This window comes from Alphaproteobacteria bacterium (genome assembly GCA_033762625.1).
Lineage (GTDB): Bacteria > Pseudomonadota > Alphaproteobacteria > UBA9219 > RGZA01 > RGZA01.
Map to the genome: position 1 here is coordinate 202,330 of JANRLI010000005.1, position 24,463 is coordinate 226,792.

Consider the following 24,463-nt stretch of genomic DNA (forward strand, 5'->3'; position numbering starts at 1 on the left):
CCATTCCTTATCGGAATATTAAGTTTTGTTTCATATAATCTTAAAGGTGTTTTTACTATAATAATGCTTCTAATAGTTTGAATGGTATTAGGTTTTTTGAGCGCCTGCCGCGGATTATCGGCGCGCTATTAACCACAAGAATTTTACCAAGAGGATTTGAAAGCGTGACAAACCGGACAGCTTTTTTTGAACGCAAATCCACCCAATCGCATATTGCTTTGAACCATTTCGTTTGCGCGCTGGCGCTACTGATCTCACTGTTCATCCCCTCTGCTACGCGCGCTGAACTTTATTGCGATCCGCAAATCAAGGCGCGTTCGGAACAAATGCGCCAAAATGCGATTATGAAAGATATTGCGCGATTTGAAGGCGGCTATGGCCAACCTAACAGTTTTGACAGTTTATTCTGCGGCGCGCAGATTACATCCAGCTTTGATCAAATCGGCCAAAGTCTGGTGGGCAGCTTGACCGGGCAGGTGAATAACTTGATTAACCAGCTATTCCAAAAAGCTTGCAAGGCAGCAATAGCCCCCATTCAAAATCTGGCTGCGAAAACCTGCGTCCCTAATTTTTCGAATGTATATTTTGATACTAGCTTTCTGAACTTTAATTTGAACAAAAATAATTACTGCCCCGGCACGCAGCTTATTCAAGTAACGCCTATAACAGGCGGCTCCAGCTTCTCGGGCGGCGGTAATTACAGCAGCCCCGAATTATATTGGTGATGATGATGAAATCGATTTTGCCATCACAGCTCGTTTTAAAAAGCCTTGCCCTTGCATTGCTACTCATCGTGAGCACACCAACGCCTTCCCGCGCAGATGCGTTGACCAGTTTGGTAAGCGCCTTGTTTGGCCAAGGATTAGGCGGCGGCAATAACGGGTTTGTAAATGGGGATCCTGCCAATCAAGTTATTCCATTGTTACAGCAAATCTACCGTCAGAATGCGGATAATGGCGGAACCAATTTAAGCACCGAGCGTTTGCAAACCCAGACCGACATTCAGCGCTCAACCTATGAACAACAAACGGCATGGGAGCGCGAGCGCCGTTTACGTGATGATGAAATCGCCAGAAGCTATCCTGAAATGTCGAACCTTTCATGCGCGATTGCTACCGCAAACCAAAGTGCCGGAACAATCGAAGTGGCTGCCTCCAACGCAACCGGGCAGGCGATGGATATTATTACAAACGGAATGTATAAAAGCGTGTTTCTTGCAACCACGGTTTCAGCAAAATATAAATCGCAAATCTGGTGCAAACTGGGCGCAACCGGAAAGGAGGTTGGTAATTGTGACGTTGAAGCTGACAAGCTGGTGGAAGGCGCACATATCAACCCCTACAAGGCGATTGGCGTGAAGCTTAGCATTCCATGCGACATGCAATCGGTTAATCAGGAATTCCAGCAGATGAAAAATCCTGCATCTTGGACACCAAACCAGCGCAACAAAGAGTGCATCGCGGCACTGTTGTCCATTGCCAACCAATATCCGATTTCAAGCTCTTTCCCGACCAAGGAAGAAGCATCGAATGATAATGGTACCAATCTTTTAGATTCCAAGTTCAATCGCGTTGGTATGGTGGGCGGTACTAAGGGTGGATTATGGGAAGAGTTCAGAGACCGTGTATCGGTTCCTATTGCATCAACGGATTGCATGAAGGGTATTCAAGGCGGCGCTGGCAGTGTGTATAGCCTCTTGCAGCAGAAATATTCCGGCACCACGCGTGATAACAAGACGCAGCCCTTTGGGTTGCCGCCATCCGGCTTTTGCTTGAGTAAAATGTTGTTCCGTGAAGGCAAGATATTGCAGCTGCGGTATAACAAGGAACAACAGGCAAGCAATCGTGATTTGAAGCGAGTTCTGGAAGATTTGGAAAGCGCGACCATTGAAGGTGTTGATTACAACAACATGCAAATGGCAAGTTTGGGAACCGGTCGAAATACAAATGGTCTAACCGAACTTGATAGGGATTTGGCAGCACGCAAAGTTGCTTCCATTGATAGCGATAATCGAGAATTGCTAAGCGCCATTCGCCAATTGACCAGCGCCATTCAAGTCATGAATGCGGGTGTCTATTCAACCAAGCCGCAGGAAGTGCGTCTTGACGGAAAGGCGAAGAAAAAAATAATCCCGGCTATTTCTGACAAGGCAGCCGAAGTAACCGATGCCTTAAAAGAAATGGGGCTGAAGGTAAGTGCACCTAAAGCATCTTCAAATGGGGTGCTAGGCCCATTGACGCAGGAATTTCCTGTTCTGCCACCACAATAAATCCACACGATAATCTGTGATTCATTTTGCTTTTCCAATTTACCTTGGTTAAGCGAAAATTACTTTTGTGCGCACTGCATCAGATACCAAAAACATTATATCGACACTGAAATACTCACAGCTATTTCAGATGTTCGTGTACGAATCATCGTGTCCCATGATGAAAGTAAATTAAGCCTCTGTTAAGAATCTAAGAGCAAATTAGGCTAAATTTATTAAGAATTTTAGGGAGATATCCTATGCGCGTTGATTTTCGCAAGTTTTTCATGGTTTCCCTTTTCGCAGCTGTAGCGTTCGTTTCGCCTTGCTCACAATCTTTTGCTGCAACCTATGATCAGGAAGATTTTCAGGCCTATACCCAGGAATTCCAACAAAAGCTGAAGGATGAAGCCAAGGATAAAATGGCAGACGCATTCAAGCAGATCAGATGTTACGAAAAAAGAATGAATGCTGACAAAGTGCGGCAGCAACAAAAAGAAGCTGGAAAAAAAGCAACGCCTTATGTTGATGACACATGGCCAACTTATGATGCTGCCAAAGGCATAACCGATAAGTTGGGCGGCGATTTGTTTGATGGCTGCAATAACTAATCAGGAGAGTGCAGATGAAAAAAATCCACTATTTAACATTGGCCGCATGTTTTTCCTTGTTCATGGTTATTGAACGTCCCGCGATTGTTTATGCGACAGGCCTGTCACCAGAAGAAGCTGGCGAAGAAGAAGAAAAAGAGAAGAAGCTTGTTGAACAAAAGAAAGCCGGAAAGACCAAAGACGAAAAAGGACAGGGCAAGCAAAATCAAAAATCAAAAGATCCTGAGAAGTGCAATGCAACTTGGCGCAATTTAAAATGCTAGGAGAACCGACATGAAAAACTTTCAATCATTTTTTGCAGCGGTAGGTAAGGGTGCGATTATTACGGGTGTCGTATTCACCGTCGGACTTTTTTCTGTGGGGCTGCACGCAGCGCTTGATACTAAAGCGCTTATTGCTCCCAAGGGACTTGGCGGGCCGCCAGCATCCGATATCGGCCTATTAAAAATTCAAGAAGGGTTGCAAACGGTAACCGATGCTATCAATAACGTAGAGCGTCGCCTTGAAAAACTATCAGGCGCAGATACAGCGCGTGATGCACAGCGCGACCAGCTAAGCATGCGCTTGGCGGAAGCGATGGCGCGCGATGCCCGTGCTGGTGCAATGCAATCGGCAAATCTTGCAATTGGTATGGCGAATGAAGCGCCAAAGGTTGCAGCAGCGTTCGAGCTGGTTGGTGCAACCGGATGGTCAGAAGCTGATACCAACGCCACAGGCATGTGGAAAAAACAAACATCGGAAATGGGCGAAAGTCTTATTCCAATGGGCGAAGACATGACCAAAGAAGAGGTCATGGAAAAAGTTGTAGCCGCAGGATGTGAAGCAGGCGCGATGACGCAAAGTGAAGCAAAACGTGCGGGTTGCTCATCGAGCGGAAAATATGCCGGAACATTCTGTAACCCCGCAAAATGGGCCACAGTAAAAAATATTGAAACCAAACCTGGTAGCCCTGGTGCAAATGCGATGCTGGCTACTGTTGCGTGTGTTGGTACGCGTTATGGTCAGGCAATGCCAACGGGTGATTTGCTGCGTAATCCAGCCAGAACCAGTGAGCGGACCAAGAAAGGTCTAAAACAGCTCGCCAAATACGTCGAGCTTGATCCTGCCTATATAGAAAAAGTAGCGTATGGCACCTTTATTGGTGAAGCTACGCGCGCAACCCAAAACTTTGGCGCAATTGGTTGTGTAGCGGATGGTTCTGCGTCGCGCACGTCACGCCCGGATAGTGATTGGGGCGCTGACTATAAGGCTTGCCGTGAAATCTTGCAGCAAGAAGGTAAGACTTCACCGCCAGAAATGTCGCGCGATGATGTTGTGAAGTGCCGTGAAATGGTTGCCCGCAGAACTATGAAAGACGCTGCAAAACAACCTGGCGTGAATGGTGGCGATATTCTGAAACTCGGTGTTGCTGCAAACCAGGCAAGCCGCGGCGAACGTGACCAGCTTGGATCACCGCAAGGTTCTTCGAACTGTCAGGGTGATGCCGCAATGCAGGAAAGCATCAGCCAGATTGCACTATACATGCAAAGCCCGACTTTCTTGGCACGTGTTAAGGATGGATCTTTCATGAAAACGCGTTTGGCTTGGCGTGAAGAGCTGAAAGGCATCAATAAGCAGCTTGAAGTTCAATATGCAAACATGATCAGAGAGTATAAACTGGGCACTGCCTATTCTCTCTATGCGTTTAATGAACCAGAGCCAGGACCAACAACCCTTGCAGAATTATTTTCTGATGTGGGAGTGGATATGAAGACGCTTATTCCAACCAAAGGCGATATGCGTTTCTCTGGCATGACTGCGCTGCTCTCGCCTGAACAGATTGATTCAGTGGCAGGGGCTGCTACTCAGCTTGCTTTACGTGAAGCATTACCAACTCTGGGTAAATCAGTTGACGCATCAAACTTCATTACCGAGCCATTACTTGTGTCAGCTAAGTAGAATAGTTTAAGGAATAGAACCCGCCCCAATCCGCACGATTGGGGCGGGTTTTTATTTATGGCCTTGTTTTTTGGCCTGAAATTGGCCATTCATGTCGAAATTTTGAGATTAGGGCAAGCTAAGCGCTTGATTGATAAGGTTCTATCAATCAATACCGCTTATCATTTATGTCTCGCCAACCGACTTTAGAATAGTTTTTAACCAATTTTTTAACCCTTGGGGCCATACCCTATATTCACATGAGTGAAGCCGCTGCTTTAAAGACCACCAGCACTGCCGCGCAACCGAGCGGTAACCGCATGAAGTTGCATGCGCGCGTTGCCGTGCTCAAACATGTTGTTACGCCGCTTTTGCAAGCGATGGCGGAAGTTAAAAATGCCAATAAAGAAAATCCGCAAACCCCGACCCCCGAAGAAGAAGCGCAGACGCTCGGCACATTAGTTGAGGGAGCGATGGCGCTCTCCAAAGCAACGACCGAAAATTTTAATGAATCTGGCGGCGCAATTGAAGACAGCGTTCGTTGGATGATTGTGCATGCGGCAACCCAGACTGTTGCTGCGCGTTACCGTGCGACTGGCGCTGTGATTGCCGCTGAAGAAGCGGTAAATATCGCCAAGACCACCTTTGAGATCAAAGAGAAATTCCAAAGCCAGAGCGTTGCAGAGGGCGAGTCTGTTCCCAACACATTAGGGGTGTTCCGTGCCAAGATGCTGGAAGCGCTGGTTCCGGTTGTTAATGCGGTTGCCCAATATTCCTTTGGCCGCGCTGAACATTTACTTTTGGCGCAGGTTGCCGAGCGTTTATTAAAGACTGCAGACCAAGTAACCCGCAGTTTGGCCCCTGCCGGATGTACCCCAAAAGACTGGCGTTTATTGTGCTGGAGCGTGCTGCTAGCCGCTGGTTATTTGTATTCCGATTGCCACTTTGCAGAAGCCGATCGTTTGCTTTATATGGATAAGGAAGAACGCGACGTTTATTTTAAAGAGCACGATAATATGCCCCCGCTGCATTTTGTATGGCAATCATTTGATCAACGCATGGCGATGCTTGCGACACTGATTACTTATCTTGATGTACCGGAATCGGCGCGTCTTGACGAACAGCAGATGGAGTGATGGCTATGACGCCCTTACAGATTTTTGCATCCTGCCTCATGCTTTCGGCGCAAACCTATGCGGTCCCGCCGCAAGTGATGGTTGGCATTCTGCATGTTGAAGGTGGAAAAGTCGGACAAGAAGTTGGTCCGAATGTAAACGGTACCTATGATTTGGGGCCGATGCAGGTTAATACGTTGTGGATTCCTCAATTGGCCAAGTACTGGCAGGTCGATAAGAAGACGGCGCATAAATGGGTGCGAGATAATTCATGCGTGAACTTGCATGTATCAGCATGGATTCTTCGCCAAAAGCTTGATCAAGCTGGTGGGAATTTGTTCAACGGAATTGCGCGCTATCACTCCGCGACTCCGGAATTTGGCCATAATTATGCGTATAAAGTTATCAAAGCTATGGATAGGCAAGGTCTGATTGACTATTCTAATAATGGCAATGGTGGTGGTGCGCCTGTGGCGGTTCGGGATACTGGCAATCGCAAAGGAAAAACCATTCGCGTTGCGGATGTAAACTAGTCCTTCAACTAAGTTGTTTTAAGGCGCTTTGATGAAACTCGCACCCATGAAATTGATGTGTATGAAATCCGTTTTGGCCGCTCTTGTAATCGGCGCATGTTTTATAACCCCGACTGCGGCCTTCGCAAAAAAAGAAACTAAAGAAGCTGTCGTGCCGTTGGCCCCGTCACCAGGCGCCACAGCTACAGCCGAGCCAACACCTGAAGCAGCGGTTCCGGCCCCATCGGCGCCGGTTCCTGATCCGGCAACTGCAAATGTTCCGGACACTTCGAATATTCTGTTCATGCAAAATATGCGCAAAATTGGCGCAACGATTTACTATCTTGGTGAAAACCTTGGCTTGCACGGATGGTTTGTAGTGAAGGATGGCCAAGTGCAAATCATTTACACCACCCCGGATCAAAAAGCATTATTGGTTGGCGCGTTGTTATCGCCCGAAGGCGCGAATGTATCGCAGCAACAAGTGATGGTGCTGGCAAGCAGTAATCCAGAAATTCAGAAAATTCTCAAAGGCTCCGCAGCAGTCACGGGGCAGCCACCTAAACCCCCATCGGCAGCATCCAACGATGTATTGCATGCTGCAACCGGTGTTGCGCCAGCGCCGGCAAAGCCAGTTGCGGAATCGCCCAGCGAAAAATTTTATGGCGAACTTTTAAAAGCAGCCAACGTGACCTTTGGTAAAGAAAGCGCGCCGCAACTTATCATGATTATGGATGTGAACTGCCCGCACTGCCATGAAACGTGGAAGAATTTCCAACCATTGGTGGAAGGTGGAAAACTGCGTGTAACCATGGTTCCAATTAAAGCGCTTAGTCCGCAATCGGAATTGGAAGCGGCGAATTGGCTTTCTAAAAAAGATCCCTATGAAGCATGGAAGAAACGTGTAGCAGGCGATGAAGGCGTTTTCAGAATTGGCCCGCAAGATACCGAAAAAGAAAAAGGTGTTTTTGCCAATACATCTTTGATCAAAGAATGGGGCGTTAATCAAACGCCAACCATTTTGTATCACGGTAAAAATGGCAAGGTTCGCTTGATTATGGGCGAACCAAAAAGCATCGATGAAATTATGTCGGATATCAGATAAGTCGAACACTTAACGGGGCAGAGCTATGGGCAATATGTTGGATATGTTTAAGGGCAAACCATCCGCTTCAGCGCAGAAGCCAAAAAGCGGTATTGCGGTCTATACATCCGGTCCGCTTGCAAAGCCTGTTGAACGGCCAACCACACCAGAATCAACATTGCCGCGTGCCGCCGCAATTTACGGTGCGGCAGCTGCCATATTTGCGGTTCTGACCGTTTTTTATCTGATTAAGGGCATTTGGTTTACCGGCCTCGTGATGATATTGCCAACCCTGTGTTTGGGCGGGTTTGCGTATTACAACTTGAAACCCTAGTAGACTCTACTTCCTGCTTCACTCTGTTTTCACCGTCGCAAATATGACACAGGCTTTGGGCTGATTCAGCGCAGACTCTTGTAACGATTCATCTGGCAAGTCATAGTTTTTCATTAAGCGAATCAGCTGGTTAGAGTTTAGCCAGCGGACTGGCTGCGAATTGACCACGTATATGCGGAATTTAGACCGGAACACTCATGGCGATAAAACGCGCTTCATATTCCACGATTGCCACTAATGCTTTACGGGTGTGTGCCATGCTGGGTGTTGTAGTGGCTGCGCTCAACCTGACCGCATGTGCCGATGATGATATTCAAAATCCGGCATTACTCCCTGTCTATGCAACGCCTGTTGATCCTGACCCTGTCGGGTTACGTTTGGCGCAGGCAGCAGAACGTGCAACGCAAGCTCAGAATAAAATGGCGCAAATTGAATCATTCCGTACGCCGCTTCCAACACAAGATGGCCTTGGCACATCGCTGCCCGGAACATCGCAAATCACGTCTGTCACGTGGACAGGCCCGATTGATCAAATCACCCGCACGCTTTCAGAAATGGCCGGTTTAAGCTTTAAAGTGACCGGTAAAGAACCGCCGTTGCCAATGGTGGTAAGTGTTGATGCACACCAAGAGCCCATCAGCAAAATTCTTCAGGATATTGGTGCGCAGGCTGGGCGGCGGGCTGACTTGATTATCGACCCAACGAATAGAACGCTTGATCTGCATTATGCACCGACCGATGGACTCAACTATTACTAATCATCGTGCTCATTTGGAAAAGCCGCCTGCAAAAAGCTTTAAAAGCTTTTTTGCTGCGCTGATGGTTTGTGCATTGCTGATTGTATTCAGTCATGTTGCGCATGCCGACAATGAAGAAAACCGTGATGCGCCTGCTCCGCCGCCACCCAATTTCAACCAGATGCAATCATGGCTGAAGATTAAAGATGAGGATGATGACGAGCACGAAGAAGAAGCCAAGAAAAAAATTGGCGTACAAATTCGCGTTGATGCATTGAAAGAAGCCGCGTTGTCGTATGGCGCGCGTGGCGGCCTTGCATGGCGCACATTCCAAATCCAGCGGCGCCTTGCAGAAAACGAAGGAAATATTTCCAAGATTTTCAATTTCGGCAATTTGCTGATTGCGGCGCCATCCGGCTTGATGATTGAACCACCCGTTGTCACTGAAGCCCAAAAAGCCGTGATTATCAATTCAGGCGGACAAAATGCAGCCGTTGCTGACCGCGTGTACCGCATTAACCGGAATGCGCGTATTGTCACCGCGCCAAAAAACTGGCGCGCTTATCTGGAACGTGATTGGGGTAGGGTAGAGCCACCCCCTAGCGCCCTTGTCCCTAAAAATGAGGAAGAGCTGCTGCATTGGCGCCGCCAGCTGGCTCTTGGCTGGGAAGAGGGAATTAAGCAGGCAGATGACATATTTCAGGCCGATTTAGACCGTTTGAATACGGATTATTTAGGAATGGTAAGGTATCGTGAACTGTTGGCTCAGGGCATTATCACGCCGCCTTACGCCACGCAGGAAGACAGAGGCGTAACCGGTGGTGGCAGCGAAATGCGTATTGGCGATCGCGGCCTCGTCATTACCGGCCCCTCGCAATTTAACCCGAAGAGTGAACGATGGATCACGGCTCCGCGCTAGCACAAGGTCAAGGTCTTGTAGTCGGTTCCCAGGAAATGGATTTCTGGCCGGATGAACCGCCGCGTATTCGCGTCGAGCTGGTTGATGATTTGATTTTGTGGTGCGTGATGCAACGCGCCAGCGATATTACCATTCAATCGGATCGTCCGACGTATATTGAAGTCGATGGAAAATTATTTCCGGTAACGCGCCGTTCGATCGACAGTGCCGACATCGCTGCGTTTGTTACCAAGATGTATGGTCTCGACGCGATGGCCGCGTTGACGGCGGGTAAAGATCTGGATTTGTCTTATGAAATCCGTGTTGATCGAAATACGCGCTTCCGCTTCCGCGTTAACATCACCGCAATTTTAAGCAAGGGGCGTGACGGTGTTTCCATTACCATGCGCGTTCTTCCCAACATTCCTCCACGCATGAGCGATTTGGGAATTGAAAAAGAATTGATCGATGCATGGTCACCACGTCAGGGCCTTGTGTTTGTAACTGGCCCAACGGGTTCTGGTAAAACAACGCTGCTGGCCGCTGGTACACGGATGCTCATCGAACGCCCCGAGGGCGCCGGAAAAATGCTGACCTATGAAGCGCCGATTGAATATGTGTATGACCAGATTATCGGCCCGCATAGCGTCATCGCGCAAAGTGAAATTCCGCGCAACCTGCCAAGCTTTGCTGCTGGTGTGCGTAACTCGCTCCGCCGCAAACCCAACATCATTCTGGTCGGTGAAGCGCGTGACCGTGAAACAGTTTCTGCCGCGATTGAAGCAGGACAAACAGGTCACTTGGTCTATGCCACAACCCATACGATTGGTGTTGCGGCAACAGTTCGCCGTCTGGTGAGTGTGTTTGAATCAGGCGAACGTCTTGAACGCGCCTATGCGCTGATTGAAACGACGCGTTTGATTGTCACGCAAGCGCTAGTTCCCCGTGTGGGCGGCGGACGTATTGCGCTGCGCGAATATCTGATTTTTGATGAACATGTACGCGAACATCTTTTGGAAACGCCATTGGAAAACTGGACCGCAGAAACCCAGAACATGCTCGAAAAATATGGTCGCACCATGCAAAAATCCGCGAATGCGATTTATAGCCAGGGCTTGATTGACCGCCGCCATTATCTGTTGCTGTCCCGCGGCTTTGGCGAAGAAAATATTGATGAAAAACCAGCTGGTCACGCGCAGTAAGCGTTGCATCCAAGTGCGTTATTATTGCATTAACGGCACCGGTAATTAGTCGTTAGCAAATAGGTTTTATGATTTCATGATGATTAACCGCTAATACTTCTTTTGGAACCCCGCTTTGGATACACACTGGCGAAATAGTATGAAGCCCGCGCGCTTCTTTATGCTGGATGCCCGTGCGGCATGGCCGGTACTGGTCATGCTTTTGCACATGCGTATCTATACCATGATATTCGCCGTGTTTGTGATGGTGGTGTTTTATTTCCTTGAGCAGCGCGGGTTAAGTTTCTTTGCGGCGCTGCGCGCTTTCCGCGTGTGGATTGTTACCAAGAAGCGTCCGAATTACCGACCCAGTGATTTAACGCGCATGGTCGATTTTGCATTCGAGCCTTTGCCAGAACGGTTTATCAACGAGAAACCCGTTCCAAAAACCGGATTTGCGCCCGGTGGAAAAAATAATCCAGCCGAATCAGTTGGCAGTGCACAGAATAAGGCAACTGTTCCCCCTGCCAAAAAATCTCAATAGAAAATCAACCAAAAGTTAATACATTCGAAACTATTTAGGCTCTGCTTTGGCTGTAAGGCCAGAAAATTGTTGCACAAGCATCACACTTGCTATTCTCTCGCTTTCGCGACGCGGCTAAACGTTTGGCGAATAAGAATCTTCTTCCCTAAGATGCGTAAGCCAATTGAGTACCCTCACGATAGTCGTGCATCGATTTTTGGTGCAAGAGGGGATTTTTTAAAGGCAGGAATGAACATGAAAAGAAGTCAAATGGGACTATTTTATAAGGCTATTACCATCGTTTCATTTTTATCGATTGCGTTAATTGCTCACGACTTAAAAGCTGTAACGCTAGGTTCTTCGACAGCTAAACAAATCGGTTTCAGGGTTGCAAATTCCGGCACGAATGCCGCAGCCGCTCCAAGCCAAGGAATTATTGATCAGCCGCCAGTTGTTATTCAGGGGCGTTCTGGAAATGCAAATGCACCCGCAGCGCCGCGTACTCCTCAAGCACAACCTTCTGCACGTGGGGCAGCATCTCCATCCGCGCCATCCATGGCAATGGAACCCGTAGTTGAAGGATTTGGCGATAAAGTTCCGCTGACCGTTGCTATTCAACAAATCCTTCCGCAAGGCTATGGTTACACACTGGGTGATGGTGTTGATGCTGGCCAGCTGGTTAGCTGGCGCGGTGGCCGTCCTTGGTCAGCGGTATTGCAAGATATGCTTGGCCAGGCAGGTTTAAGCTATGCTGTAAATGGTCGTTCAGTTGCAATTAATGGTAATGGTGCATCGCCTGCCATCATCAGTGGCACACCGCGCGCAATGCCGCAACCTGCGCCCGTTGTTGTGCAGCAGCCAGTGGTAATGGATCCGCAGCCAATGCCGATGGACACACAGCCTGTTATGCAGCCACAACCACAAATGGTGATGCAACAACCTCAACCACAAATCATCATGCAACAGCCAGTGATGCAGCCGCAACCCATGCAGCCCGTGATGATGCAACCGCAGCCACAAATGGTGATGCAGCAACCGGTCATGATGCAACCACAGCCGCAAATGCAACCAATGATGATGCCGCAAGGGCAACAAATGGTGATGATGCAACAACCGATGATGCAAGTTGCGCCAGCTCCTGTTGCTGGCCCGCAGCCATTGCAAATCGAAAACCCGTTGGTGTTTCAGTCGCAAACATGGGAAGCGCGTCCAGGCCAAACGCTTCGCCAATTGTTGCAAGAATGGTGTACGCGCGTTGGGGTTGAGTTGAATTGGACGGCTGAATTTGATTACCCGATTATGGCATCGATGAATATGACCGGCACTTTTGAAGAAGCGGTGCGTGTACTGCTTATCGGATTTGATGGCGCGAAGCCAACGCCGCGTGGACGTTTGCATTACAACCCGGCAGCCGGACAATCGATCTTGATTGTTGAAGCTAACGGTAATCACTATGGGGACTAAACTATGGCGTTGACGTTACTGCCACCACTGTTTCGTAACATGGCATTTCGCAAGAAAGCAGTTTCCTTTTTTAGCGCTGTGGCATTAATCGCTACCTTGGGCGCTTGCCAATCCGAAGATTACCGCAATACCATTAGCGAGCGTGAGCAAGTTGCCGAACAACGTGTTGATGAAGCCCGTCAACCTGCTGCCGCTAAACGCTACAATCCGCTTACCGTAACCGACAGCATCTGGACGGGTGGCCGCGCTATCCGTATGCGTCATGGCATTCCATTGCCTACCCGTGTAGAGAGTAATCGCGCTGTGGCGCTGATTTCGCCAAGCCCAATGTCCATTCGCGCCATTGCCAATTCGGTTTCTCAGCAAACCGGTATTCCCATTCGTTTTGGAAAAGACGTGGATGATGGCAGTGGCGATGATGATGATACATCCTCATCAAGTAGCTCAAGCTCAAGCAGTTCTAGTTCGGCTGCCAAAAAGCCAGCTACCCCTTCCAAGACTGCACCAAAATCGGCTCAAGTCGGCATGCGGGTTGCTTATGAAGGTCCGCTTTCGGGATTGCTCGACCGCGTAGCAAGCCATTTCGGCGTAAACTGGAAATATGACGGCAGTGCGCTGGTTGTGACCCGTTATGAGACGCGTACCTTTGTGATGGATGCATTACCGGGCACCCAAAAAGTCAAAGACGGGATGAAAGAGCAAACCAATAATAATGCATCGACTTCGGGCAATACGCAGGTGACCAGCGTCAGCCAGCAGGCTGGTGAACAAACATCCAGCATGGATATTGATTTCAAGTTCTGGGATGAAGTAGGCAAAACAATTGAAACTATCTTGGGCGGTGTTGGCAGTTATTCGATGGCGCCATCATCCGGAACGATTACAGTTATGACAACGCCGGAAGTGATGCGTGGTGTTGCGGAATACATCAATCAAGAAAATGAACGCCTTGGCCGTCAGGTAGCTATTAACGTGGAAGTGTACACCGTTGATATGAACGAAGGCGAAGACTTCAATATGAAGTTCGATACCGTCTTGCGACGTTTCACGAATTTTGGCGCGAATTTTACAGGCGCCGGTGCGCCAGCATCTACCAGCACCGGTCTTGGCAATCTTGCAGTGTCGGTCTTAAATCCTGAAACCATCGGTTCGGTAAGCGGTATTTTTAATCTGCTTTCCAATGTCGGCAAGACGGCGCGCGTTGCGCAATTTCCGCTCACCACATTGAACAACCGTCCGGTTTCGCGTCGTATTGGCCGCGATATTGCGTATCTTGCATCGGTTCAAACCAATACCAGCCAGACATTCCAAAACACCACGCTAACGCCAGGTATTATTAAAGATGGTTTCTCCATTCAAGTAACGCCGCGCTTGCTGGGTGATGGCCGCATTCTGTTGCAATATTCATTGTCCTTGATTGACTTAGTGGGGGCGCCTAAGACCTTTACATCGGGCGATAACCAAATCCAGTTGCCTGAAACTGCAACCCGCTTCTTTGTACAGCAATCAATGCTGCGCAGCGGCTCGACACTCATCCTTGCCGGATTTGACCAAGATCAGGTTACGCAAAGTTCGCAAGGTGTGGGCAACCCGTATAACTACCTACTTGGTGGGGGCGTAACCAATACACGCGTACGCCAGATCCTGTTTATTGCAATGACGCCGCAGGAGATTACCTTACCGAGGACGGAGAATGAGTAATGGTTGCTGGCGTTGTCAAAGTTGGCAGGCAAACATATGCTGTAGGCCTGTTATGGCAGCCATCGCCTAGTGGCCGGGTTGCGCAGGCAGCCCGCGAAGCAGCGGCACAGCCAGGGCAGCAATCCGACTTTTATTGCGTACGCGCTGCAAGCAAGTCTGTAGCTATTCCGCAATATGGTCTGGCGCAAAGTACGCAGGGCCATAAATCCGGCATGCCTACATTGGCGGCATCACTTGCCAATGCACAGCCCGGTTCATGGGCAGGTGCGTTTCGCTTGCGCGAAGGAACATGGCTTGTAGTTGTTCGTGACGATCTGATTGCGCCGGACGGCGATATTATCTTTGATAATGACGAAGCGGCCCGTGACCGTTTGCTGCAAGAAGTAAGTCTTGGCGGCGTTCAGCGCATTTATGCCCCTGACGGATGGGCGGTTCCGGGTTCTGACCCAACACCGCTGCCTTTATTGCTTCAAGATAAGGCCGAATGCCGTTTACAGCCTGTACGCTTGCCCATGCGCCTTATTATATACGGGGCTGCCGCAGGTGCCGTTGTGCTGCTTGTTATCTTTCTTGCCTTACAATGGCAGGCCGAACAGGAACGGATTGAGGCTGAGCAAACCGCAGCCCAGCTTAAAGCCCAGCAAGAAGCGCTTAAAAATGGCCCTATCAGCAAAATGGTAAATAAGTGGGAATGGCCCCCCGCCGACCAATGTTATGAACGCAGATGGGAAAAGGCCGCGCGGGGTACCGAAGTTGTGGAGGCCTGCCGTGCCATGTTGTCAAAGGTTCAGGCTTCCCAATTGGGCTGGAAACGCAGCACCACCATTTGCACGGATAATAAGCTGAATATCACCTGGCAGCGCGATAAGAATTTTAGTGGTCTTGTCCCGACCGATTCATCTGTTAAAGAAGATTTAAGTATGGCCACGCAAAATAGCACCGGTCCTGCGCTGACCCCGCGTGGAGCCGAGCCGTTAATGCGTGAAACTGATCTTTCAGCCTTGATGGTTCACGATCGATGGCCGGTAAGTGTTATTCGTCTTCTGGATGATCCCCCGATTGTTCAGCCGCCGCCAGACATGAAAGATCCTCCGCCGCCACCGCCACCACCATGGCGCAAGCGCGGTGTGAAATATACGGGCAAGGTACCGCCATGGGAAATGTGGCGTTACTTTCAAGACGTGAGTGGTTTGATGGTAGATAAGATTACGTGGGACGGTGGAACTACGTGGACGTTAGAAATAACTATTTATGAAAAGAGAGGTGGGTGACATGAGAAACTACGCCCTGATCACTGTAGCCCTTAGCGCTTTGCTACTCGGCTTATCATTCGCCGGACAAGCGGTCGCGCAAGATGCGCTCGCTGATACGTTGCCTGCGCCTGCTTCTTCAACCACACCGCCAGCTGCTGCGCCAACACCTGCACCAGCAAGTAGCGCATTACCAAGTGCATCGACCACAACATCAGCAACTGCCCCTGTATTCACGCCAACCACAGGCGCAACGACCACCAGCACCACCACAACGACAACCACTGGCACGACGCCTACATCATCGGCAATTGTTCCAGTGCCATCATCCAGTACCACACTTCCGATTACCGGCGCTGCGGCAGCAGCGGCGGGCGGTGGTTTGAATATGTCGCCGCAAACACCCTCGGCTGTAACGGATGCGATGGCGCGTTTGCAAAAAGTTGATCAAATCAATCTCGATGACATGGTTCGTGCTCAAGATGCGATCAACCGCCTTGACCTCTTATTGGAAATTGAAAAACGTCAAACCGAATTAAAGAAAGTTCGTGATGAACGCAACAAACCATCCGTTGCTTCCGCGACGGCCGCTGCGGCTGGCTTGCTTGGTTCAGCTATTCCTGCGGCTGCGCTGAATTTGCCAAAAATTCCTGTAGCAGATACACCTGCGGTTACTCCAAGCTTTACACCAAAAGCATCGTCATCATCTTCGTCATCGTCATCATCTACTTCTTCCAAGAGCAGCAGCGGCCCTTCGGAAAAACTGTCGATTAGACGTATTTCCGGAACTGATGGTCGTTACTTCGCCGTTATTAATTTAGAGGATAATTCGACCCAGACCGTGCATGCGGGCGATAAATTACCTGACGGAAGCTTGGTAAAATCAATTACTTTGACCAGTGTGTCCTTAATTAAGGACAAAAAAAGTAAAAATTTAACCATTCCGACGGATTCTTATATCGTTAGGGAATCTACCGGTGCTTCATTACAATAAATGTCTGATTCAGTATTTTCGCGGTTCAAGGATCTTGTTGGGGGTACTAGTCCAAAAGACGGCCCAGCAGATGCCTCACATGCTGGTGGGCAACAACCGTTGCCTGAGCAGGTAGCGCGTACGCGTAAACCGCCCGAACCAAACGGTTCCGCCCCTAATCCTCCACAACGTGAGCGACCTACACAATCTGGGGAACGTGCTTCCGCACTGCCAAAAGCTGCTTCATCAAATAATGCGGAAGAAAGACCGCCCATGGGGCAGCAAGCAACGGTAAAAAAGCCGAGTGAAGAACGAAGGCCGCGCGGACCCATGGCGGCCGCTATTCAACCGCAGGGCGGGGATAAAAAAGCGCCGCCACCTGAAGAAGGTGAAACAACGCATAGCGAAGAAGACGCGCCAATTGTATTCGAGGGCAACTTACTTACCGCAGTTGGCAGCAATATTAAAATTCCGCAAGAATCCAGAAATCTTTGCGCGCTGTTTGATACCGGCCTGTGGCTTGTTAGCGCAAGCCACAGAAACTCACCGCTTGTAACATCGGTTGCGGCAACCGCGCGGCGTATGGGTTTTCATGTGGGGCCTGCGCGACTTGTAACACCTGACGTTATTAAGGCTGCGTATAATTATTTTGAGCGGCAGGTTTCAACGCTGCGGCTTGATGAAAACTCGGTTCGCCGTCAGATTGTACGCACACTTGCATCTGGCGCGGAAAGCGGTGCAAACGATATTCATATCGAAGCCAGCGGTGGGCGTACCAAGGTTGAATTCCGTATTGATGGTACGCTGCGTCTGTGGGAAACATGGACTCAAAAAGAAGGCGAACAATTCCTTTCTGCCGTTTATTCGCACTCATCGGGCCAATCGGGCGCGACTGCCAACTGGCTAGAGCCACAAGCGGCGATGCTAACGAACGGTTCAGGGCCTGATACCATCGCGCTGCCGGATGGCGTGCTTGCAGTTCGTTGCCAGTGGGTGCCATTGGCGGATGGTGGCCGCTATTTGAATATGCGTTTGCAATATGACTCATCGCGTATTTTCGGTGAAAACTTTATTCAATCGGATGTTGATAGTCTTGGATTTAATCAGGAACAAACGGAAATGGTCCGCTTTTTGCGGCGGGTTCCTGGCGGCATGCGTATTTTCTCTGGTCCGGTGAACCAGGGTAAAACAACAACTTTGCGTGTTGTGCTCAACCGCCATATGGCTGAAACCAACATGGAGCAGAAATGCTACATGATTGAAGATCCTCCCGAAGGCGGCGTTATCGGTGCATCACAAATTGGTGTGTCGGCGACCGTAAAAGACGAACAGCGTGATAAAAGTTTCATGGAAATCATGCGCTGCATTTTGCGTCTTGATCCCAACATCGTGATGCTTGGCGAAACGCGTGACTTGCAAACCGCCAAATTCATTTTCCGTCTGGCACTGACAGGTCGTCAGGTTTACACGACCATCCACGTTTACGCCGCTATTGCTATTCCCCAACGTCTGCGCGATTTGGGGGCAGAGCCGTATCTGGTATATGACCATCACTTGCTGGTAGGGCTTATCTGTCAACGCTTGCTTCGTGGCCTTTGTCCGCATTGCCGTATTCCGGCCAACGCCATGATGAATGATACGGCGCATGAAACCATATTGCGCCGGGTGCGTGCAGGCCTAGCCATCATGAAGGCGTCGCGTCACCTTGTACGCGAAGATGCCGATCCGTTTGACTATATTGAAGAACCCGATATGCGCGGCGTTTACTTTGTAAACCCGCAAGGTTGCCGTCATTGCTTCCAAGGTCGTCAGGGCCGTAGTATTGTGGCAGAGGTTATAGCGACGGATGCGCGTTTGATGGCGTTGTTATCAGAAAACAAACTTGAAGAAGCAGCCAAATACTGGTTATCGCCATTTGGCCTGAATGGTATTTCGATGTTATGGCATGGCCTTGAAAAAATCCGTGATGGCGTTGTATCACCGTATGACTCGGAGCAGGAAGTCGGGCCTTGCGCAACGGATCGTGAAATACGAATGGTAGAAGAACGGCTAGGAAAAAAAGATAAATGGATGACCTAAGACGTAAATTTAATATGTGGATGCTGCGCAATAATCGTAAATTGCGTTTCCGCATTTATCGTAAGCTGCAAGGTATGCTTGCGATGAACGAAGCGCTATCCCGCGCACTTGAACGTCTTTGGTATAACTCGTCCGACATGGGTCGCCATCCGGAACGCCCATCGGCAATGGCATTACAGGAATGGCTAAAGCGCGATAGGGCAGGGGAAACGCTTTCCGAAGCGATGAATGACTGGATCCCTTCGGCTGAACTTTACATGATCCGCGCGGGTGAAGAATCTGGGCAGGTATCCAACGCCATGCTCGCGATTATGCATGTGGGCGATAGCGCGCAGCGTATGCGCAGTGCGATTATCCAAGCCGTTTCATACCCATTGTTCATGATGGTCTTGCTGGCCGGTGTGTTCTGGCTGTTTGGCGTGAACTTGATTGAAAACATGCGCAAAGCTGCGCCCAAAAAAGTGCTCGATGCGATGAGTGGGATTGCCGATGTGTCCGACTTTGTGATGCAGAACGGTATCATCATGGTAATTATAATTGTCGGCACGATATTCTTTATCGCAGGCAGCATGCCGTATTGGAAAGGCAAGTTGCGCGTCAAGTTTGATAAATATCCGCCATGGGCATGGTACCGCGTGTGGCAGGGCAGTTCCTTCCTTTTGGGTCTTTCTGCGCTCCTTAAAGCGCAAGTACCATTAAAGCGCGCTGTAGAAATTCTGGAAGAAGAAGCAACACCGTGGCTGCGTGAACGCTTGCACTCCGCACGTGAGGAAATTTTACGTGGCCGAAACATGGGTGAAGCCTTGCGTGCAGGCGGTTTTGATTTCCCCGACCCACAAGTGGCGCTGGATTTGGAAATTCTGTCTGAACGATCCGACGTGGGTGCAGTTATTGACGTTGTGACCAAGGAATGGATTGAAGAACAGATTGAAGTACTTACCATTCAGGCAGGACTCGTCCGCACCGGCGGCTTGGTTTGTGTGGGCGGGGTTATCGCTTGGGCGATGATGTCCATTTTGCGAATCACCACCATCCTCAGCGATATGCAAAATTCAGGCAGTACAGCCTTTTAAAAAGCCGTTTTTCATGAGGCCGCCCCACTAAAAAATGCTTACCAAAGCATTAACCCTACTTAGTTTTTAATAGAGACAATTAAGCCTTAAATTGGTAACACTAAATTAATAAGCGTTGGGTAGGCTCGCTTATGGCTATCAAAACCCCCCCACCTGCCTATCACGTATCCCCTGCGGAGGAATTAATGCAAACGACTGTCACAACACAAGAAACACGTATTTCTAAGCAAGCCGGTTTTAACTTAATCGAAGCTGCGATTGTTCTTGGGATTGTTGGTCTTATTGTTGGTGGTATTTGGGCTGCTGCGGCATCTGCCTATGAAAATATGCGCCAGCAAACCGCATCGAAGAATTTGCTTTCATTTGCGCAGAATGTGCGCGGCTTTTATTCAAATAGCGGTGCAACCGCAATTGATACCAGTGTGACCAACGCAATTACCCAAGGCCTTGTTCCTTCCGATATGCGTTCAGGCACAACCGCTGCCGTTAGCCCTTGGGCAACGCCAGTGACCATCAATACAGGCGCCATCAACGGCATCAACGTATTTGGTGTGTTGTTCTCTGGTCTTAGTCGCCAAACTTGCATCAATCTTATTTTGCGTAATACCAACGCTTCAAACGGTTCGGGTCTGATTGCAGTGGGTGGTACTGCTACCATTCCAACGACGGAATCCACATTCCCACTGACGTCGGCAGCCGCAACCACACTATGCGCCACTGCAACGGGCAACGCGCCAAGCTTCTGGTTCAGTATTAACTAAGCGTTTTAGTTATTGTAACTAAGCGTTTTTTCTTTCATACGAAAGTGAATGGGCGGTCTATGATGATTGAACAGCAAGGCCACTCATCTGTTTCCAGAGAAGCAGGTTTTAATTTAATCGAAGCTGCGATTGTTCTCGGCATCGTTGGTCTTATCGTCGGCGGTATTTGGGCAGCGGCTGCATCGGCTTACGAGAATATGCGCCAGCAAAGTGCGTCAAAAAATATGCTGGCATTCGCGCAGAATGTTCGCAACTTTTATTCCAACGGCGGTGCTACTGCAATTGATACCAGTATAACAAACGCCATTCAGCAGGGCCTTATTCCTCCCGATATGCGTTCAGGCACTACGGCAGCCATAAGCTCTTGGGCAACGCCGGTTACGATTGATACGGGTGCGATTAACAGCATCAACGTCTTTGGCATCATCATCACTGGCCTTAACAGGCAAAGCTGTATTAACCTTATCATTCGCAATACCAATGCTTCTCAAGGTTCGGGTCTGATTGCGGTGGGTGGTAGCGCAACCATTCCAACCACTGAATCAACCTTCCCGGTGACTTCAGCGCAGGCGACGACGTTGTGCGCCACAGCAACGGGTAACTCGCCTAGCTTCTGGTTCAGCATCAACTAGGTTTTTCCCAGATTCAAGGTAAACGAATAACCGCGCTTGCTGGTTGGCAGCGCTCTATTTTCATGTCTTATTCGCTTTTTTTATTTCAATGTTAAGGCAAATAAAACATAATCAAGCTGCATGTTTATGTTTACCTTTTCAGTAATTACGATTTCCGTCGTCGGTCTGTTTTTCCAGATTGTCACGACGTTGACCTCGTATTTACTAAGTGTGCAAATGGGGTTAGGCCAACAACTGCTTGCATGGCATTCCATGGCATTTGCCTATGCCTGTACCGCAGCAGGCCTTGCCGAACCCGACGGCGGGACGGTTACAATTAGCGAAGTTAGCCGCGCCAGCCAACTCACCGGAAGCTACCAATGGAACACTACATTTTTCACCGGAACGTATGCCGGGGCTACGCGCCGTATGATTGTGACCTATGTCACGCCAACAGAAAAACCCCTGGGCTTTTCTTCCTATGATGTAGCGCGTCAGTTAACCCGGGTGACGATAAAACAGAATTTCTCGTTTGGCCGCAGCACGGCGGCCCAAACGGCTACATTCTCGACCTATGATGGTAATGTGCCATCCACTATTACGATTGGTGGATTACCGGCCGCAGTTGTAACAAATTCTGTTGTACTTGTAAGCGATGCAACCTGTAACTAGAGTGTTTTAGATAAACCAGAAAAGGGTGTTGCCATGAAATCATTCATTCAACCACACAGCGGAATGCGAAATGCCAATCGCGGTTTTACCCTGATTGAGCTGGTTATTGTTCTGGGTATTACCGGTTTGATTTTTTCAGGGCTTTGGGGATTGCTTACCAGCGGTAGTACTGCGCTACAGGCACAATCCGCCGCGCAGCAATACCGTCAGGTTATTGAAGCCATGCGCAAATATGTTGCAAGCGGTGTATATGCTGCGGAAGCCGATGGTAGCTTTGTTGCCGTACCGCCAACGATTGCGGATTTAAAAACCGCTAACCTTTTGCCAAGCAATTTCAATACAACCGATGCGTATGGCAATGCGATTACAACAGGCGTAAACACCATTTCTGCATCGCGCATGCAATGGCGCTTTGTTGTTTATTCTGGTACACGAACAGCTGCACCAGCTGTACTTATCCCCGATAAAGTAGGGGCGCAAATTTCATCGCTGATTGGCAGTGAAGGTGGCTTTGTGTATGGCAACGCAACCGATGGCTGCGCAGCCGCAGGCGCCGCAACCAGCACGGCGTGCGGTGCATTTAACTCCTTTGCCATGCCATTGTCAGATTTTAACATTCTTGCGGGCCGTGGCCGTATTGTTGCACAGGCCTATACCGTTGATACCAATACCGGTACCGCGCCGTGGTTATACCGCAAGGCATCGACCAGTGCAGAACAGCGCACCATGCAAGAAAACATGCTGTTCAACGCTGGCCTTTCACTATCGATGCAAACCAGCAATATCTTGATGGGCAATGGCAACATTGTTATGGGCGGCAGCGGTAATATATCAATGGGTAGCACCAACGGGGCAACAAGCGGGGCAACAGGTATTTTGTATATGGGCGGCGCAGGAATACGCAATCTAACCCAAATCAATCAAAGCCCTGCTTCGGGACAGCCCAACTTAGCTGTGTTTGCCAACAATCTTGCAATGACATCGAACACCAGTATCGACGTCGTCAGTGGCGCTACCTTCAACGTCAGCACCACGTCAGGAACGGCCGCAACCCTTTCGATTGTTGGCCGTGGTACAGCCGATACGTTTGAAGCAGGTAAATTTATTTATACATCGGACGTGAACACCAAAGAAAATATCCGGCCGATTGAAAATGCGCTAAGCCGTGTATTGCAGCTTCGCGGTATGAACTATGATTGGAAGGGAACCCATGGTTCCGATATCGGGTTGATTGCGCAGGATGTACAAAAAGTATTCCCAGAGCTTGTAACCAAGATTTCGGATAAGCGATTGGGCGTTGATTATCCCAAGATGATTGCGCCAATCGTTGAAGCCATCCGCCAGCTCAAGATGGAAAACGATGCCCTGCGCGCCAAGGTAGAAGAGCTGGAGAAGCAGAAAGCCAAGTAATCCTTATAATACAGGGGTATTTAGACATAAAAAAACACCGGCATGTTCAAGATGCCGGTGTTTTTGATTCTTGCCGAGAAAACTTAAATCTTAGTTCTGCTTCTGATCAACGTAGCGAGTGCAGTTCATTTCGCATTTGCCTTCATCGCCAGCTTTTTTAACGCAGCATACGGCCCATACATTAAAGCCGCTTTGGTTTTTAACTGCACGATCCGACAATACGCAGTTTTCGTATTCGCCGCTCATGCGGAAATTGGACATTACATTTTCACTGATGTTGAAGCGCTGGGCAACACATGCATTTGCTGCAGCTACGATTTCAGACTGGCTTGACTTTAATTGGTCGCAATCAAAACTTGCTTCGGTGCAATACGATGTACCCATTTGAATAGCGGATTTTGTAAAGTCACCATCAGCCTTTGCAACATTTGAAAGACCAATAATCAACGCAAGGGCTAGGAACAGATGTGTGAAGCGCATAGGGATCTCCGAAAAGGGTCTAACCATATCTATAAGAACAGTTTCTTAACAAAATATAAAGGCCAAATGAGGGCGAAAACAGGCGGTTTTGTGCAGTCTTGCCTATTCCTTATGCGTGTTCTGCTGGGACTTAGCGCATAAGTCAGGCGCAAGCATTTTATTTCCACATGGATTGCCGGATTATATCGGGCTTTTGGACGGAAAAAATCCGAAAACTACAAAGAAGTTGCACCCAATTTTTTATTCAAAATGAATCGTTAAGGATATTATGCGGTATCGCGCATTTTAGGTTTCGTTTGGAACTAACCGGTCTAGTGCAATTCTATCAATCCAGCTTTTGCAAATGCTGGAATTACAGTGCGCTAGCTCGTCTTCGATGCAAAGTGCGCCAAGATTACATCAAGTTTTATCAAAAAATCTAATTAATCTACCGCTAGTTTTTATCGAAAACTGCTTTTGCAATAACCAGTTTAATTTACCGATGCTTAAACGAAGTGGCGCTAAATTTAGCCCATCGCCGGAATAACCCGGTACGTTTTACGGAGGAAGTATATTATGAAAAATTTAATCGCACGCTTTATTAAAAATGAATCTGGCGCAACCGCTATCGAATACGGTCTGATTGCAGCCCTCATTTCAGTTGTGATGGTAAGCGTTCTCGTAACCCTTGGACCTGAAATCAAAGCAACCTTCCAAGACGTGCAAACCAATCTCGCAAGCCGCTCATCGCTGTAAAAAGGCGAGAAAGCTCTTCCCCGTGTATCCAAGTGGGCACCCGTCAAGGGTGCCCGCAGGATACAAGGAGCGAAATCCTGTACGGGAAGCCGGC

At 49.0% G+C, this 24,463-nt stretch carries 25 protein-coding genes; 24 read left to right on the top strand and 1 reads right to left on the bottom strand.

Annotation, left to right across the window (positions count from 1 at the left end; genetic code table 11):
• Nucleotides 1-164 precede the first annotated feature (164 nt).
• The 23 genes from SFW65_03160 (at nucleotide 165) to SFW65_03270 (ending at nucleotide 23,154) form a co-directional block, all read left to right on the top strand.
• Complete coding sequence (locus SFW65_03160) at nucleotides 165-725, top strand: hypothetical protein (protein ID MDX1922113.1); 561 nt, start codon at nucleotides 165-167, stop codon at nucleotides 723-725.
• The gene (locus SFW65_03165) at nucleotides 725-2,269 is read left to right on the top strand and encodes a hypothetical protein (GenBank protein ID MDX1922114.1); all 1,545 of its coding nucleotides are present in this window, start codon (nucleotides 725-727) and stop codon (nucleotides 2,267-2,269) included. The genes SFW65_03160 and SFW65_03165 overlap by 1 nt, the downstream gene beginning before the upstream one ends.
• A 239-nt stretch (nucleotides 2,270-2,508) precedes the next feature.
• On the top strand, nucleotides 2,509-2,859 hold the full coding sequence (locus SFW65_03170; protein MDX1922115.1) for a hypothetical protein: 351 nt from the start codon (nucleotides 2,509-2,511) through the stop codon (nucleotides 2,857-2,859).
• 14 nt (nucleotides 2,860-2,873) lie between these two features.
• Nucleotides 2,874-3,122, top strand: a complete 249-nt coding sequence (locus SFW65_03175; protein ID MDX1922116.1) for a hypothetical protein — start codon at nucleotides 2,874-2,876, stop codon at nucleotides 3,120-3,122.
• Between the two features lie 10 nt (nucleotides 3,123-3,132).
• On the top strand, nucleotides 3,133-4,797 hold the full coding sequence (locus SFW65_03180; protein ID MDX1922117.1) for a hypothetical protein: 1,665 nt from the start codon (nucleotides 3,133-3,135) through the stop codon (nucleotides 4,795-4,797).
• A 239-nt stretch (nucleotides 4,798-5,036) separates the two neighbouring features.
• The gene (locus SFW65_03185; GenBank protein ID MDX1922118.1) at nucleotides 5,037-5,912 is read left to right on the top strand and encodes a hypothetical protein; all 876 of its coding nucleotides are present in this window, start codon (nucleotides 5,037-5,039) and stop codon (nucleotides 5,910-5,912) included.
• Complete coding sequence (locus SFW65_03190; protein MDX1922119.1) at nucleotides 5,912-6,424, top strand: lytic transglycosylase domain-containing protein; 513 nt, start codon at nucleotides 5,912-5,914, stop codon at nucleotides 6,422-6,424. Before SFW65_03185 ends, SFW65_03190 begins: the two co-directional genes overlap by 1 nt.
• Nucleotides 6,425-6,455: 31 nt before the next feature.
• Nucleotides 6,456-7,508, top strand: a complete 1,053-nt coding sequence (locus SFW65_03195) for a thioredoxin fold domain-containing protein (protein ID MDX1922120.1) — start codon at nucleotides 6,456-6,458, stop codon at nucleotides 7,506-7,508.
• A 25-nt stretch (nucleotides 7,509-7,533) separates the two neighbouring features.
• The gene (locus SFW65_03200) at nucleotides 7,534-7,821 is read left to right on the top strand and encodes a hypothetical protein (GenBank protein ID MDX1922121.1); all 288 of its coding nucleotides are present in this window, start codon (nucleotides 7,534-7,536) and stop codon (nucleotides 7,819-7,821) included.
• 197 nt (nucleotides 7,822-8,018) lie between these two features.
• Entirely contained in the window at nucleotides 8,019-8,579 is a 561-nt protein-coding gene (locus SFW65_03205) for a DotD/TraH family lipoprotein (protein ID MDX1922122.1), read from the top strand.
• Nucleotides 8,560-9,477, top strand: a complete 918-nt coding sequence (locus tag SFW65_03210; GenBank protein ID MDX1922123.1) for a type IV secretory system conjugative DNA transfer family protein — start codon at nucleotides 8,560-8,562, stop codon at nucleotides 9,475-9,477. The genes SFW65_03205 and SFW65_03210 overlap by 20 nt, the downstream gene beginning before the upstream one ends.
• Entirely contained in the window at nucleotides 9,456-10,658 is a 1,203-nt protein-coding gene (locus tag SFW65_03215; protein MDX1922124.1) for an ATPase, T2SS/T4P/T4SS family, read from the top strand. The genes SFW65_03210 and SFW65_03215 overlap by 22 nt, the downstream gene beginning before the upstream one ends.
• A 139-nt stretch (nucleotides 10,659-10,797) precedes the next feature.
• Nucleotides 10,798-11,181 carry an IcmT/TraK family protein gene (gene icmT, locus SFW65_03220; protein ID MDX1922125.1) on the top strand — a complete coding sequence of 128 codons (384 nt, stop codon included), beginning with the start codon at nucleotides 10,798-10,800 and terminating at the stop codon, nucleotides 11,179-11,181.
• A 234-nt stretch (nucleotides 11,182-11,415) separates the two neighbouring features.
• Complete coding sequence (locus SFW65_03225) at nucleotides 11,416-12,624, top strand: TcpQ domain-containing protein (protein MDX1922126.1); 1,209 nt, start codon at nucleotides 11,416-11,418, stop codon at nucleotides 12,622-12,624.
• 3 nt (nucleotides 12,625-12,627) lie between these two features.
• A complete protein-coding gene (locus SFW65_03230) occupies nucleotides 12,628-14,325 on the top strand; it encodes a secretin N-terminal domain-containing protein (GenBank protein MDX1922127.1) in 1,698 nt (565 codons plus the stop codon).
• Nucleotides 14,325-15,596: a type 4b pilus protein PilO2 gene (gene pilO2 / locus SFW65_03235; protein MDX1922128.1), complete on the top strand. Its 1,272-nt coding sequence runs from the start codon at nucleotides 14,325-14,327 to the stop codon at nucleotides 15,594-15,596. Before SFW65_03230 ends, pilO2 begins: the two co-directional genes overlap by 1 nt.
• A gap of 1 nt (nucleotide 15,597) precedes the next feature.
• Entirely contained in the window at nucleotides 15,598-16,569 is a 972-nt protein-coding gene (gene pilP / locus SFW65_03240; GenBank protein ID MDX1922129.1) for a type IV pilus biogenesis protein PilP, read from the top strand.
• Nucleotides 16,570-18,627 carry an ATPase, T2SS/T4P/T4SS family gene (locus SFW65_03245; GenBank protein ID MDX1922130.1) on the top strand — a complete coding sequence of 686 codons (2,058 nt, stop codon included), beginning with the start codon at nucleotides 16,570-16,572 and terminating at the stop codon, nucleotides 18,625-18,627.
• Nucleotides 18,615-19,700, top strand: coding sequence for a type II secretion system F family protein (locus SFW65_03250; protein ID MDX1922131.1), 1,086 nt, complete (start codon nucleotides 18,615-18,617; stop codon nucleotides 19,698-19,700). Before SFW65_03245 ends, SFW65_03250 begins: the two co-directional genes overlap by 13 nt.
• Before the next feature lie 131 nt (nucleotides 19,701-19,831).
• Nucleotides 19,832-20,461, top strand: a complete 630-nt coding sequence (locus tag SFW65_03255; GenBank protein ID MDX1922132.1) for a hypothetical protein — start codon at nucleotides 19,832-19,834, stop codon at nucleotides 20,459-20,461.
• Between the two features lie 59 nt (nucleotides 20,462-20,520).
• On the top strand, nucleotides 20,521-21,093 hold the full coding sequence (locus tag SFW65_03260; GenBank protein MDX1922133.1) for a hypothetical protein: 573 nt from the start codon (nucleotides 20,521-20,523) through the stop codon (nucleotides 21,091-21,093).
• A gap of 126 nt (nucleotides 21,094-21,219) precedes the next feature.
• Complete coding sequence (locus tag SFW65_03265) at nucleotides 21,220-21,744, top strand: hypothetical protein (protein MDX1922134.1); 525 nt, start codon at nucleotides 21,220-21,222, stop codon at nucleotides 21,742-21,744.
• 33 nt (nucleotides 21,745-21,777) lie between these two features.
• Nucleotides 21,778-23,154 (top strand): tail fiber domain-containing protein, encoded by a 1,377-nt coding sequence (locus tag SFW65_03270; protein MDX1922135.1) that lies wholly within the window; start codon nucleotides 21,778-21,780, stop codon nucleotides 23,152-23,154.
• Nucleotides 23,155-23,244: 90 nt separating this feature from the next.
• Here SFW65_03270 and SFW65_03275 read toward each other — a convergent pair whose 3' ends face one another.
• Entirely contained in the window at nucleotides 23,245-23,634 is a 390-nt protein-coding gene (locus SFW65_03275) for a hypothetical protein (protein ID MDX1922136.1), read from the bottom strand.
• A gap of 555 nt (nucleotides 23,635-24,189) precedes the next feature.
• On the opposite strand from SFW65_03275, the gene SFW65_03280 reads away from it, so the two are divergent.
• Nucleotides 24,190-24,369 carry a Flp family type IVb pilin gene (locus SFW65_03280; GenBank protein ID MDX1922137.1) on the top strand — a complete coding sequence of 60 codons (180 nt, stop codon included), beginning with the start codon at nucleotides 24,190-24,192 and terminating at the stop codon, nucleotides 24,367-24,369.
• Nucleotides 24,370-24,463: the final 94 nt, after the last annotated feature.